The sequence below is a fragment of the Bacteroides nordii genome (genome assembly GCF_019930665.1).
Classification (GTDB): Bacteria; Bacteroidota; Bacteroidia; order Bacteroidales; family Bacteroidaceae; genus Bacteroides; species Bacteroides nordii.
In genome coordinates this window covers 5,216,928-5,231,789 of the sequence record NZ_CP082886.1, presented here as the reverse complement: position 1 = coordinate 5,231,789, position 14,862 = coordinate 5,216,928, and the positions used below count along the sequence as shown (strand labels likewise).

The window sequence follows — 14,862 nt, the reverse complement described above, 5'->3', positions numbered from 1 at the left end:
TCTGACGTATGAAAAAACTATTAATTCCTTCAATTTTCTTTGTGTTACTGATCTCGTTCAGTTTCGCACAGAAGCCTTATAAAGTAGTTTTCTACAACATCGAGAATTTCTTTGACACGATCAACGATCCTGAAGTTCTGGATGACGAGTTTACTCCCGAAGGACCTAAAAAATGGAATACAACCAAATATAACAAGAAGCTCAGTAATATCGAACGGGTGCTTTTTGACATCGCTGCCATTGATAAAAATTATCCGGTTGTAATTGGTGTTTCAGAAGTAGAAACCCGTGGCGTATTAGAGGATATTATCGCTACTCCTAAACTTGCTCCGGGTAATTACCGAATCGCACACTTCGATTCTCCCGAAGCACGTGGAGTGGACGTAGCATTCCTGTATCGTCCTGACGTATTTAAAATAGAAGGACAATATCCGGTGAAAACAGTCATTCCTTCGTTGCCCAACTTCAAGACACGTGATATTCTCACCATGTGGGGAACCATCGAAGATGAACCGTTCTTCTTTATGGTAGCGCACTGGCCGTCGCGTCTGGGAGGCAAAGAAGCTTCCGAATTCAAACGGATCGCGGTAGGAGAACAGATGCGTAGCATTGCAGACTCAGTATTGAGAGCTAATCCGGCCACAAAAGTGATAGCAATGGGCGACTTTAATGATGATCCTACAGACAAGAGTATTGCACAAGGGTTGGGAGCAAAATTCAAATTAAAAGACCTCAAAGAAGGAGACCTCTATGATCCTTATGCCGATATGCTTAAAGCAGGATATGGAACACTGGCTTATGGTGATGCATGGAATATCTTCGATAATATCGTAGTAACAGAAAATCTTGCCACAGGTTCTACCGGCAAACTTAAGCTTCAAAAGGCTCCCGGTTCTAAATTCTATGGCAATATTTTCAAACAAAGTTATATGATACAAAAAGAGGGACAGTTTAAAGGATATCCATTGCGCACATATGTAGGCAATAATTTCCAGGGTGGTTATAGTGACCACTTCCCCGTATATATCTATATAGGTAAATAAAAATCTTTAATATTTATGAGAATAAAAACATTCCTAATTATGGTATTATCTCTGTTATCACTAACCGCTTATGCGCAGTATGGTGGTATCAAGGGTAAGGTCGTTTCCCGTACTACACGTGCGGCTATTGACGGTGTAAAGGTCACCTTGACACCGGGAGACGTGACGACAAAGACCGATGCTACAGGTAATTTTGAGATTGAAAATTTAGCAAAAGGTGAATACTCTCTTACCTTTGAAGCTGCAGAGTTCGAATCACTCACCATCGCTGTTCGTGTAGACAAGATGATAAGAGATATCAATAATGTGGTGATGGTTCCTGATAACGTTACTCCGATGATGGATGATGCCATCTTTACAGAGTTCGATACCGAAACACTTGAAGATGCACAATCATTGCCTTCGTCATTGTCTGCATCAAAAGATGTCTTCAACAACATTGCATCTTATAAATTCAGTGAAATGCGATTCAACGTCCGTGGTTATGACTCTCAATATTCAGACGTTTACATGAACGGAATTCAGCTCAATGATGCAATGACAGGATATACTCCATGGTCATTGTGGAGCGGTCTGAATGACGCAACACGTAACCAGGAGATAACTTCCGGACTGAATATGGGGGATATGGGAATCGGTGGTATTGCCGGTACAACTAATATCAATACCCGCCCTTCACAGATGCGTAAAGGCTTGCGCGCAAGTGTAGTAAATGGTAACTCCATGTACCGTTTTCGCGGAATGGTGACCTATTCATCCGGTCAACAGGACAATGGCTGGTCCTATGCCTTCTCCGTATCAACCCGTCAGGGAGGTAATTCTTATGTGGACGGTGTTTACTACAATGCTTTCGGATACTTTGCTTCTATTGAGAAACAATTTAATCCTCAGCATCGTCTTGGATTAACCATCTTAGGTGCTCCTACAGAACGTGGAGCACAACAAGCATCCACTCAGGAAGCCTATGACTTGGTAGGAAACAATTACTACAACCCAAACTGGGGATGGCAGGATGGTAAACGCCGCAATGCACGCGTACGTAATTATCACGAACCCATTGCAATGCTTAATTACACATTTGATATTAATGATCGTTCGCAATTAAACGTTGCCAGTTCACTGCGATTTGGCCAGAATGGTTATTCTGCATTAACCTGGTACGGCGGTCCGGACCCACGCCCCGACTACTACCGTTATCTGCCAAGCTTTTATAATGGTACGGAAATAGGTGCATGGCTCGATGAAGCATGGCGTGCCAATACAGACAATATCCGTCACATCAATTGGGACCAATTGTATGACATCAACCGCAACCAGCCGGAAAATTCATTGTATGGTTCCGGACGTCGTGCCATCAACATGATTGAAGAACGCCATACCGATCAGTTGGACTGGAATTTCTACACACAGTTTTCCCACATTCTCCGTAATAGCTCTAAAATTAATGGGGGAGTGAACTTACGCCGTAACCGTACCGAATATTACAGCGAAGTAAAAGATTTGTTAGGCGGTGATTACTGGGTAGATGTGGATAAGTTTGCAGAACGCGACATGGGTGGTCTCAATCCTATTCCTTATCAGAACGATATGGATTACTATGAGAAATATGGACATGCACGCGCTGCCAAAGAAGGTGATAAATACAGTTATGACTATTACGGAAACAACCTCACTGCACGTGCCTGGGCAATGTATGAAACGAACTTCAAAGGCCTTGGTATAAATCTTGGCGGTGAAATCGGGCATTCTACTTTGTGGCGTCATGGTTTATGGAAAAAAGGATTGTTCCCAAATGATTCACAGGGTGACTCTAAAAAGCTGAACTATCTGACTTATAAGCTGAAAGCCAACTTCAATTATAAATTTTCGGCAGCTCACTCCATTGAGGCCAGCATTATTTATATGCAGGATGCTCCGGCATTCCAGTCGGCATTCGTATCTCCCCGTACACGTAATTCAGTTACTCCGGGTATCTCGGCAGAAAAAGTATTTGGTGTAGATGCATCTTACAACTTCCGTTGGGGTGATTTTAAAGCACGCGTATCAGGCTATTATACCAAATTCATGGATCAGTCGAAGGTTATTTCCTACTATGACGATGTAGAATCTACTTTCTCCAACTTTGCCATGAGCGGTATTGATAAGCAGCACTTTGGTCTGGAAGTTGCCGCATCCATACCTCTGTATGCCGGATTGGCTCTGAACGGTGCTATAAGCTGGGGACAGTTTACTTACGACTCTAACCCCGATTATGTACAGATTCAGGATAACAGTGGAGAAATTAAAAATGAAGGTAAAGTTTACTGGAAAAATTTCCGTGTAGAAAGTACCCCTCAGACAGCAATGAATATTGGTTTGTCTTATCGTAGCCGTAATAATATTTATGCTTCCGTTGATATGAACTACTATAATAATATGTATCTGTCTATGAGTCCTCTCTACCGTACAGACGCTGTATTATCACGTAACATGTCAGCAGAAGATATCCGTGAGTTGCGCCATCAGGAGAAATTCAATTCAGCTTGTGTATTCAATGCAAGTGTAGGTAAGAACTGGTACATTAACCGTGCGTACACACTTGGATTCAGCCTGGAAGTAAAGAATCTGCTCAACAACCAAGATATTAAGACCGGTGGATACGAACAGATTCGTTTGCTCAAGAACAAAGATGAGAACTATCAGACTTATCAACCGTTCGACTCGAAATATTTCTATATGTTCGGTACGACCTATTATATGAATATTTATTTCCGCTTCTAAATGACGTAACGAATAAAAAATGAAAGCTATGAACAAAATAGTAAAAATATGTATGATTGCAGCAGTCGTGTTGAGTTTCACTGGCTGCTACAATGACTTTGACGATCCTGCTCCTGCAAAAGTATGGACGAAAGAGGATTTTTCTAATGAGAAGATTATTTCTATCAAGGATTTCAAACAACTGTTCTATGATGTATATGGTAGTGGTGAAACAAGTCTGGCCAAAACGCTTGAAATAACAGAAGATTATGTAATACATGGAAAAGTAATCTCAAGTGATCAGGCTGGTAACGTTTACAAATCAGTATATATTTACGATGAAGAATCCGAATCGGCCATCGAACTCAAACTGATGGTTAGTAACTATGTGTTCTATCATCCGGGACAAGAGATTTTTGTAAAAACCAAAGGATTGGCCATTGGTAGTTATCGCTATATGTTAAGCGTAGGAGGAATGCCTACTGCTACTGACATTGCCAAGGGTTATGCAAACCGTAACCTGGAAACACAGCTTCTGGTCAACGCACACATTTTCCCAGGAGCCTTGGGAGAATTAACTGCTGCAGACACACTGGTGGTTAATGCAACCAATTACAAAAAAGAACTTACGGATGATGCTTTAGGACGTTTAGTACGTTTTGAAGGTTTGGAGTATAAAGCCGGCACTTTTGATGGTGATACATATCCTCAGTTTCTGGAGGTTACCTATCCGGGAGGACAAACAGAGGCTGTTTATACCAATAAATTCTATGAGAGTGAAGGCTTGACACCCACTTATGCTTATAGCTACAATAATCAACGTTATTACGGTTCATCCTGGTTCTCTTTTGGAGGAACTTCGACCTCATCGGGTAACTACATTGTACGCGTAAGCGGTTATGCCAACTTCGCACTTCAACCGTTACCCCAAAATGGTCAAAAAGGGGATATCACAGCAATCTATACAAAATATTCAGCCAAAAAGGGTAATTACATTAAATATCAGTTATTGGTTAATAGTATGAATGATATTAAATTTTGAATCGAACTCACCACAGAGTAACACCGAGTTCCACAGAGTACTATTTATCTGATTTACAATAAAAAACTCGACAAAACTCTGTGTGACTCTGTGGTGAAACCTATTCAAAGCCATCATAAAAAGAGTCCGGATGATGTTAAAAGCTTCATCCGGACTTTCTTATTATAAAAAGATCAATCGGTTACAAGAAATAGAATATTAATAATACCACCGCATTTACCGCTATCACACAACCGAATCCTCCCAATATCCAGGGACGCAGCTTACTCCCTTTCCCGGCAAAGAACAATGCGTAGCACATATTAACCATAATATTGCTCACAATAGCCTGCATACTACAAGCTGTGATCACCAACGCAGCGACAGTACCTGTACTTTGCAATAAGTTCAGAATAAAAGGAGTAATATCACTAAAACCCGAAACAAACGACAGAAGGTTTAACCCTCCCGTGCCTGCATAAATCAACGTATAGTGCGTAAGAACGGTAAACACAACAAACAGCACAGCGAAAATCAATGCTACTTTAAACTCCAGCGGATTGCTACCGTCTTCATCCTCATCCACATTTTCAGTGACATCTGTTTTCTTCCTTCGCGAATGAATAAACCATGCAACAGCTGCCGCAGTCAATGCCATGATAAGGAGATAAGGATAAATATCCAGAAATATCTCACGACTGAAAATAGAGATCAGTATCATAAACCGCAAAAACATCATACTAACTGCCAGCAACATAGCAGCAACATATTCTGTTGCCTGACCGGAATGTATATTACGACTTTTACGCGCTAAAACAGAGATAGTGGCAGTACTACTATAAAGCCCCCCTACAATGCCGGAAACCAACACACCGGACTCACGAAACACATAACGTTTCAGCAAATAAGACAGATATGAAATGCCGGAAACGACCACAGTAGCCAGCCATATGGAATAAGGAGTCAGGTTGATATCCGGGATAATATTCTCATCAGGCAACATGGGCAAAATGATACCACTAATAGCCAGAAACTTGGCAAGGGTAATCATTTCATCGTTCTTCATACGCTGGGCGAATTCGGTGAAAGTATGCTTCAATTCCGTCAGTAATAATACGGTAACAACAACCATAACATAAAACCACGAAGGCTGCGTATCGACTATCGGAGCAATGCAATAAGTGATCAAAGCAATTATGATGGTGGTCACACCAAATACGTGGAACTGAGATTGCTTAACATAGTAATTCAAACCAAGCAAGATACCCAGTATCAAACCTCCTCCCATAAACAAACGCATATCTGCCTTATCAAGAATGTAGAGTAAATATCCCAATATACCAATAAAGGTAAAGGTACGGTCAGTACCGAAAAGAGTCGTCTCTCCTTCTCGTTTCAGACTGATTTTACGTTGGGAAAGACCGATAAGAAGAGAAAACAAAGTCACCAGAATAAAAGTGACCAGTTCACGCGGAAGATAGTTATATAATTGCTCCATACAGTGTCCTTTTAATAATAAGAACAAATATACAGATTATTTTGTTAGCGTTACCAGGTTGTGTATGGTTTCTTCATCAACTGTGAATTATAGTAACGAACATCTCCTGTTACTTCCTGTCCGATAAAAGAAGGTTTCACAAAAGCCTCATCTTCAGCATTGAGTTCCACCTCTGCAACAATAAGTCCTTCGTTTTCACCATAAAACTCATCGACTTCAAAAATATGTTCACCACTACGAACCAAATAGCGGGTTTTATCAATTACCCCCGGTTCACAAAGTTTCATTAGTTCTTCTGCCTCATGCAAAGACAGCTCTTTCTCCCATTCATAGCGGCTGGTTCCGGATTCATTAGAGGCTCCCTTGATAGTGAGATACCCTCTACCGTTACGAATTCGTACACGCACCGTCCGTCCACGGGCACTGCTTATATACCCCTGTACAATACGACTTTGCTCAAAAGCCTGTGATTTAAAATCTCCGATAACGAGAAACTTACGTTCTATCTCCTGTGCCATGCTGCAAAGATAGAAATAAAAGTTATAAGGTGATAGAGTTATAGGGTGATAAAGTGATAGAACGGTAAGGTGGTAAGGTTATAATTGTATCTAAAAGTTATTTGTCAAAATCGCAACTATCTTTTCGGTATTTTCCAATTTAAAATGGTAACAAAAGTCAGAGATATTCTTTTTTTTAGATAAAATACTGGTTTTCAACCATTAAATCATTTATATTTTGTTGATAAAACATGCACTTTATACTGTCAGAAAATAGTATTTTAAGGGTGAGTTAAATACGTACTTATTATACACAAAAACACGTACTTTAAACAGACAAGAGTACGTACTTCTCTAAAACCGCGTCATAAATTCGATAACTAATTTATCTTGCTCCGAATCTTTAGGAATGCCACCCTTTTTATAAAAATACTTTTCATAATTCAACCGGATATCGGCAACGAAAGCCTTGGAAAAGCTAAAAGTAAGCCCACCGGTAAGACGCTTACGGGCATAATCCGTAATGGGAAGACGACGGGTTGTTTCGTCCATTCCAAGTCCGTTACTATGATCATTCATCATATCATAGCGTACGAGAAACGACATTTTATGAAAGAATTTGTGCAATAGCAGATCATAGTTTACAAAACTATTAACAGCATGTACATCATCAAAAGAACTGTGACCATACTTCTTATATAGATATTCGGCTTCAATGTGAAATTTGTCTGTTTCATAATAGATACCGATATCATACATGTTGATACGTATAGCCTCCGGTTTAATCATTTGTGTACTTAAAGTGAGATTCCAGCCTTTAGCAAACCATAATTGTCCTTTTAGGGAGTAGTTCAACGTCTTCTGCCACTCTTTTTGATTAGTAAGTCCCGAACCATTGAATAAACCTCCTTCAAGGATAAAAGGCAATGCAGCATTTTTTCGGGTATAGGCCAACGTAGCACCTACGTCACGCACATCTCCCACCTGCTTGGCAATAAAAGAACGATTTGCAAAATACTGTTGATGAGGAGAGCGATGGGCATCAATTGTAAAGGGAACACGCATCTGTCCGATTGTAAAATCAAGGTGTTTCACCGGAAAAATACGGGTATAGGCATCTAACATGCGGATAGTACCCTGATCTGATAAGTCAATTTCTGCTTTGTAAGCAACAATAGGAAGTACATTGCCCGTAAGGCTGAAACGTGCATTACGCACCTGGAAACGGCTTTCATTTGTAACTGTCTGATACTCATACTTAGCACGAACAGTACCATGGATGGCTGGCAAATAGTCATGCAGTTCCATTTTTTCTTTATTCAGCTTCTTGCCATCCACAACTTCTTCATTCACTTGTCCAAAAGCCATCGTAGCAAGTAATAAACCAGCTATGGCTGTAGTCAGTTTCCTCATTCCGGTCAAAATCTTTATTTTGCCGCAAAGATACCTGCATAGATGTACATCGTTATGACAAATGAGCTACAAAGCTGTTACAAAAAAGAATTCATCACAAATTATGCAGAAAACCATCTACATAATCTGTGATGAATAAAATCATCCTAAGAAAGAAAATCCAATTAACATGGCCAATGCCAGAATAACGAGTCCTACTGAAATTATCTTAATAACCCGTTTGGCTTGTTCTTCTTCCTTTTTTGTGTGTGTTACTTTTTTCTTATTCTTACCCATATGTTTTTAGCTTTAAAGTTCAACGCTAACAAAGCTAAGAATAATTATTCAATCCAACGAAGGATAAGGAAATTAATTTTGTTCTTCCGATGAAAACTCCATCAAATAGGCTTTGATGAAATCCTCAATCTTCCCATCCATCACACCATTTACGTCAGAAGTCTGATAATTAGTACGATGATCCTTCACACGCCGATCATCAAACACATAACTCCGTATCTGTGATCCCCATTCAATCTTCTTCTTTCCGGCTTCTACCTTCGCTTGCTCAGCCATGCGATGCTGCAACTCTTTATCATACAAGATAGAACGTAACTGACGCATCGCATTCTCTTTGTTTTTAGGCTGGTCACGTGTTTCGGTGTTTTCGATAAGAATTTCTTCTTCCTCACCGGTATAAGGATCTTTAAACTGGTAACGTAGACGAACTCCCGATTCTACTTTGTTCACATTCTGACCACCGGCTCCACCCGAACGGAAAGTATCCCATGAAATACGTGCCTGCTCGATGTTAACCTCAATACTATCATCCACAAGCGGAGTAACAAAAACGGAAGCAAACGAAGTCATACGCTTCCCCTGGGCATTGTATGGCGAAACACGCACCAGGCGATGTACTCCATTTTCACCTTTCAGATAACCGTAAGAATAATCACCTTCTATCTGAATTGTACAAGTTTTAATACCTGCCTCATCGCCTTCCTGCAAGGTAGAAATTGTTGCTTTATATCCATTCGTTTCGGCATAGCGCAGATACATACGCATCAGCATAGATGCCCAGTCCTGACTCTCTGTACCACCCGCTCCGGAATTTATTTTCAAAACACAGCTCATCTGATCGGCTTCGCCACGGAGCATATTTCTCAATTCCAGGTTCTCTACAGCTTCCAGTGCTTTGGCATAACCCTCATCCACTTCTGCTTCGGTAACAAGTTCGTCTTTATAAAAATCGAAAGCCAGTTCCAGCTCATCGCTCAGTGTCTTGACTGTATTATAGTCTGCAATCCACTTCTGCAAGTCCTTCACCTTCTTCATTTGTGCTTCGGCACGTTTCTGATCATCCCAGAAACCCGGAGCTTGTGTTCTTAATTGTTCTTCTTCGACCTGAATTTTCTTCCCGTCGATGTCAAAGATACCTCCTCAGCGCATCAGTGCGCTCTTTCACGTCTTTAAGTTGTTCAATAGTAATCATTTGATTTACAATTTACGATTTACAATTTACGATTGAAATTACTTTATTCAATCATTTTATCTGTCTCAAGGGGACAAAGATACGCAAAAATCCGCTACCTTTGCTTTTGTAACTAAATTGTTATCATTGATATGAATAAACTACTAAAACTATCCTGCCTGTCGCTATTTCTCTTAATAGTGACAAGTGTGAGTGGAGCTACGTCCAAAGACTACCGCTATGAGACAGTGCCCAACGATCCGTTGAAAGCACGCATTTACACACTGGACAACGGGTTGAAGGTCTACATGACCGTGAACAAAGAAGAACCACGTATACAAACTTTTATTGCCGTACGTGTAGGTGGAAAGAACGATCCCGCAGAAACCACCGGACTGGCTCACTACTTCGAACACCTGATGTTTAAGGGTTCGCAAAAGTTCGGTACACAAAATTATGCTGCCGAAAAACCTTTGCTCGACCAGATTGAGCAACAGTTCGAGATATATCGTAAAACAACTGATGAAGCAGAACGTACAGCCATCTATCATAAAATAGACAGCCTGTCATACGAAGCTTCCAAATTTGCCATACCTAATGAATACGACAAACTAATGGCTGCCATCGGAGCTAAAGGAACCAATGCCTACACCGGATTCGACATGACTGTCTATGTAGAAAATATCCCTGCCAACCAGATAGACAACTGGGCTAAAATACAGGCTGACCGTTTTGAAAACTGCGTCATTCGAGGCTTCCACACAGAGTTGGAAACAGTGTACGAAGAAAAAAACATGTCACTGACCAAAGATCCGCGTAAGGTATACGAAACAGTATTGTCTGCCCTCTTCCCACACCATCCTTATGGTACACAGACTGTGTTAGGTACACAGGAAGATCTGAAGAATCCTTCTATCACCAACATCAAAAACTACCACAAACAATGGTATGTACCCAACAATATGGCTATTTGCCTATCCGGTGATTTTGATCCGGACCAGATGATTACTACGATTGATAAGTACTTCGGACATTTAAGGCCTAATAATAACTTACCAAAACTTAATTTGCCGAAAGAATCATCCATCACTGCCCCTATCGTCCGTGAAGTATTGGGTCCGGACGCCGAGAGCCTGACACTGGCATGGAGATTCCCGGGAGCTGCCAGTAAGGAATACGAAATCCTACAGGTCGTTTCACAAATCCTGTACAACGGTAAAGCCGGTCTTATAGACCTTGATCTCAACCAGCAACAGAAAGTGTTACAGGCCTATGGTTACCCACTGGATATGGCAGATTACTCGGCTTTAATGCTGCAAGGCCGTCCCAAACAAGGACAGACATTGGATGATGTAAAGAACCTGTTGCTTGAAGAAATCAAAAAGCTACGTGCAGGAGATTTTGACGAAAAAATGCTGCAAGCCAATATCAATAACTTCAAACTCTACCAGGTTCAACAACTGGAAAGTAACAGGGGACGTGCAGACATGTTCGTAAACTCATTCATTAACGGCACCAACTGGGCAGATGAAGTAACCGCCATCGACCGTCTTGCCAAACTCACCAAAGAGGACATCGTAACTTTCGTCAATAAATATCTGACCGATCAGAACTATGCCGTTATTTATAAAAAGCAAGGACAAAATCCGAATGAGAAGAAAATGGCAAAACCAACCATCACTCCGATTGTGATGAACCGTGACGTTGCCAGTGACTTCCTGAAGGAGATACAAAACAGTAATGTAAAGCCCATCGAGCCTGTATTCCTTGATTTTAAGAAAGACCTCAGCCAACTGAAAGCTAAATCGGGCATTCCTGTACTATACAAACAGAACACAAGTAATGACCTGTTCCAGTTGATTTATGTATTCGACATGGGCAATAATAATGATAAAGCCCTCGGTACCGCTTTCGATTACATTGACTATCTGGGAACCTCCGATATGACACCGGAGCAAGTAAAAAGCGAATTCTATCGCCTGGCATGTAACTTCCGCGTATCTCCGGGCAACGAACGTACCTATGTTGTACTGTCGGGATTGAATGAGAATATGCCTGAAGCAATGAAATTGTTTGAGAAACTGATGGCGGATGCACAAGTAAATAAAGAAGCTTATACCAATATGGTAGCCGACATTCTGAAATCACGCAAAGATGCCAAACTGAACCAGATGCAGAACTTCCGTAGACTGATGAACTACGGTATGTATGGTCCTAAATCTCCTGCTACCAATATACTGACAGAAACCGAACTTCAAACCATGGATCCTCAGGAACTCACAGACCGTATTCATAATCAGAACAGTTACAAACACCGCATTATGTACTATGGTCCAACAAGTGAAAAGGAACTGTTGGCTATTATCAACAAAAATCACCAGGCTCCCAAAAAGTTAAAAGAGATCCCTGTTGGTAATGAATTCCCACGTCTGGAAACTCCGGTAACCAAAGTGCTTATCTCCCCTTATGAGGCAAAACAGATTTATATGACCCAGCTCTCTAATCGTGGTGAAAAATTTGATCCTATGATTGAACCCTCACGCCAAATGTACAATGAATACTTTGGGGGTGGTATGAACTCGATCGTATTCCAGGAAATGCGTGAGAGCCGCGGACTTGCATACTCCGCATGGGCCGGACTCAACCGTCCGTCTTATTCGAAGTATCCATATCTGCTCCAGACTCAGATAGCCACACAGAATGATAAAATGATTGATGCTATCAAGGTTTTCAACGATATTATCGATAACATGCCGGAGTCTGAAGCTGCTTTCCAGCTTGCCAAAGAAGCACTTATCGCCCGTCTGCGTACAGAACGTATCACTAAGAGTGACATCATATGGTCATACATTAATGCACAAGATCTGGGACAAAATGTAGACAGCCGTATTAAGCTGTATAATGATGCACAAAGCATGACACTGAAAGATGTTATCAACTTTCAGAATAAATGGGTGAAAGGACGCACCTATACATACTGTATCCTCGGTGACAAAAAAGAACTGGATATGGAAAAACTGAAGGAAGTAGGCCCAATCCAGGAACTTACACAAGAAGAGATTTTTGGATATTAAAGAATAAATCTAAAAAATAAAAATGCACCCCACAAGTTAGAAAATGAACTTTAGGGGTGCATTATTTATATTGAGGTACACATTAATTAATATATGGTTCTTATCTCATTTTCCTGTACATCAATTTCTTTTGTTTCATTGAGTAAATCACCAGTTACAATAACTGTTTCACCGTTATTATGGTGTACATTCAGCTTTTTACCCCGAATACATAAACCATCTACCCCGGATGTAGTATTGAACAAATTCACAACATGGGGTTCTCCTTTTTGATAAAAATAATTATTTTTCAATAAAACAAAATCAATAATAGAAGCCATTCCGAATATAGAAGGCCTCACTCCACTGGGTTTACCGTTCCGATAAGTTTCAGCAAAAACCGAATTGGTCAACACGATATCCCGAATATTTGCTTCTAACAAACTCCGGGCAAGAGTAACCTTATTTTTTTCTATCAATCCATATACCGTATAATTCATATCCGGATATTTTGCCGCGTCAAATCCGGCAAATGGCAGTTCAGTATCATAGTATTTATAGAAAAGCCCTAACATACTCTCATAATAATCATCCGAAAGCTCATCCAGATATAATCCGGTAGTAATCTGAACCGGAAAGGTATCTCTCCCCTTAAACTGATTAAGATGTTGGACAGGTAGTGCCTGAGGACTATCCCAAAACCAATTCAGGCATTGTGAGAACAGACTCTGATATTTATTTTCCCAATCGCCGGCATCTACTTTCTTACCAAGTACATCAGCTATTTGAACCATACATTTGATATCTATGAGTCCTGCAACGACAAACTCTATATCCTTTTCATTTTCAGGTGTCATACCCAAATAAATCCAACGAGGATTCTTTATCCTCCAGTCCAAATAACGGGATAGAGCCGGATAAACTTCTTCCAACGATCTGACATCTCCCGTCAACTGATATAAGATCCAGGCTGTTTCTGCCTTCTTGGAAGGAAGACTTTCACCACCTAACATACCTTCATCATCAACCAATGAAAGCATACCTTTCAATGCACTCCAGGAAATAGAGGGATTAATATACCCATATAACTGCATCCCGACAAAAGATTCCCATGCAGCTGAGAAAGGAGAACTCTTATGACCATGATCCCATAAAGAAGGCTTTCCTGCTACAAGTTGATAATAAGGATAAACTGCCGGATCGGGACACAATACAGACTGTGCCAAAAACACCCATGCTTTATAATAGGTAGCTTTTACTTGTTCCGGAGTAACTCCTTTTGCATCAATGGAACGTAATGAGAAATCCACTGGCTGAGGTACCCGCGAAAGATATGTATCCCAGTACTTTTCCTGTTTTTTATAAGCATCTAACGCCTTCTCCTTTTTCAATGGAGCCAATACACGGGTAAGCATTTTCCCGGAAGATTCCTCCGGTAAAGCAAAAGAAATACTCCAAACCATATCGGGAACTGTAGTCATTTCTATTGCCCACCATTTGGCTTTAGTAGCATCCTTCACCCTATTTTTCTTAGCTTTCAAATCATCATAACTTCCATAATAGGTAATTCCTTTAAACAGCCCATTAGAAGCTATAGCATATTTAAAATCAGGATGTTCTATAGTTAAATAAGAATTATGATAATCAACCTTACCCGGAATACTTCCTGCAAGAACAATACGGATGTTTGAACGAAAACGAACGCTCCTCACAAGCGTGTTTTCGTCATAGAAAAAGTCAGTCCCTTCCACATATACATTTTGCGGATAAGTAGCACTAAATGGTAATGCATGAGGCATCCACTGTGTCTGGTACGTCAATGCTTCGCTGTATCCTTCGCCAGTATCGGTCAATAATAGCAACAGTTTTTTTACTTCTCTTCCAAAACGATTTCCTTTATCATTATTGTTTGTACTCAAATAAGCAACGTTTAAAGGTAAAGAAGAAGCATTACTATAAACGACAGGAGTAATTTCATCCGGATTTTTATCAAAATCATAAGGGTTAATTACAATTCTCGAACCTTCAATACTCAGATCGCGACGTTGAAGCCCCCCTTCTTCCATCAGGTCTGTACTTTTAGGAGGTTGTGCTCCTACAACCAAAAACGGAAAAAACAGAGCTATTATTAAACTAAAATTCTTTTTCATA

Annotated in this window: 10 protein-coding genes; 4 read left to right on the top strand and 6 right to left on the bottom strand. The window is 40.5% G+C overall.

The window, feature by feature from the left end:
- Nucleotides 1–8 precede the first annotated feature (8 nt).
- From K8P02_RS20125 to K8P02_RS20115, 3 genes are read left to right on the top strand one after another with little or no spacing between them, the layout of a single operon-like run.
- Nucleotides 9–1,043, top strand: a complete 1,035-nt coding sequence (locus K8P02_RS20125; protein ID WP_007483535.1) for an endonuclease/exonuclease/phosphatase family protein — start codon at nt 9–11, stop codon at nt 1,041–1,043.
- A 15-nt stretch (nt 1,044–1,058) separates the two neighbouring features.
- Nucleotides 1,059–3,803 (top strand): carboxypeptidase regulatory-like domain-containing protein, encoded by a 2,745-nt coding sequence (locus K8P02_RS20120; RefSeq protein ID WP_195348727.1) that lies wholly within the window; start codon nt 1,059–1,061, stop codon nt 3,801–3,803.
- A gap of 28 nt (nt 3,804–3,831) precedes the next feature.
- A complete protein-coding gene (locus K8P02_RS20115) occupies nt 3,832–4,824 on the top strand; it encodes a DUF5689 domain-containing protein (RefSeq protein WP_025867088.1) in 993 nt (330 codons plus the stop codon).
- A 181-nt stretch (nt 4,825–5,005) separates the two neighbouring features.
- On the opposite strand, the gene K8P02_RS20110 is transcribed toward K8P02_RS20115, so the two are convergent.
- The 5 genes from K8P02_RS20110 to prfB all read right to left on the bottom strand — a co-directional run bounded on the left by K8P02_RS20110 (nt 5,006) and on the right by prfB (nt 9,679).
- Entirely contained in the window at nt 5,006–6,301 is a 1,296-nt protein-coding gene (locus K8P02_RS20110) for an MgtC/SapB family protein (protein WP_025867089.1), read from the bottom strand.
- 50 nt (nt 6,302–6,351) lie between these two features.
- A complete protein-coding gene (locus K8P02_RS20105; protein WP_025867090.1) occupies nt 6,352–6,819 on the bottom strand; it encodes a CYTH domain-containing protein in 468 nt (155 codons plus the stop codon).
- Between the two features lie 333 nt (nt 6,820–7,152).
- Nucleotides 7,153–8,211, bottom strand: coding sequence for a porin (locus tag K8P02_RS20100; protein ID WP_025867091.1), 1,059 nt, complete (start codon nt 8,209–8,211; stop codon nt 7,153–7,155).
- 141 nt (nt 8,212–8,352) lie between these two features.
- Nucleotides 8,353–8,487, bottom strand: a complete 135-nt coding sequence (locus tag K8P02_RS21815) for a hypothetical protein (protein WP_002558839.1) — start codon at nt 8,485–8,487, stop codon at nt 8,353–8,355.
- A gap of 72 nt (nt 8,488–8,559) precedes the next feature.
- Nucleotides 8,560–9,679 (bottom strand): peptide chain release factor 2 gene (prfB, locus tag K8P02_RS20095; RefSeq protein WP_122201095.1). Its coding sequence is split into 2 segments (ribosomal slippage): nt 8,560–9,615 and nt 9,617–9,679, totalling 1,119 coding nucleotides; the frame shifts between segments, so codons are not numbered across the junction.
- A 131-nt stretch (nt 9,680–9,810) separates the two neighbouring features.
- On the opposite strand from prfB, the gene K8P02_RS20090 reads away from it, so the two are divergent.
- Complete coding sequence (locus K8P02_RS20090) at nt 9,811–12,732, top strand: M16 family metallopeptidase (RefSeq protein ID WP_195349696.1); 2,922 nt, start codon at nt 9,811–9,813, stop codon at nt 12,730–12,732.
- Between the two features lie 86 nt (nt 12,733–12,818).
- Here the strand turns inward: K8P02_RS20090 and K8P02_RS20085 are convergent, their stop codons facing one another.
- Entirely contained in the window at nt 12,819–14,861 is a 2,043-nt protein-coding gene (locus tag K8P02_RS20085) for a hypothetical protein (protein ID WP_195449348.1), read from the bottom strand.
- Between the last annotated feature and the right edge of the window lies 1 nt (nt 14,862).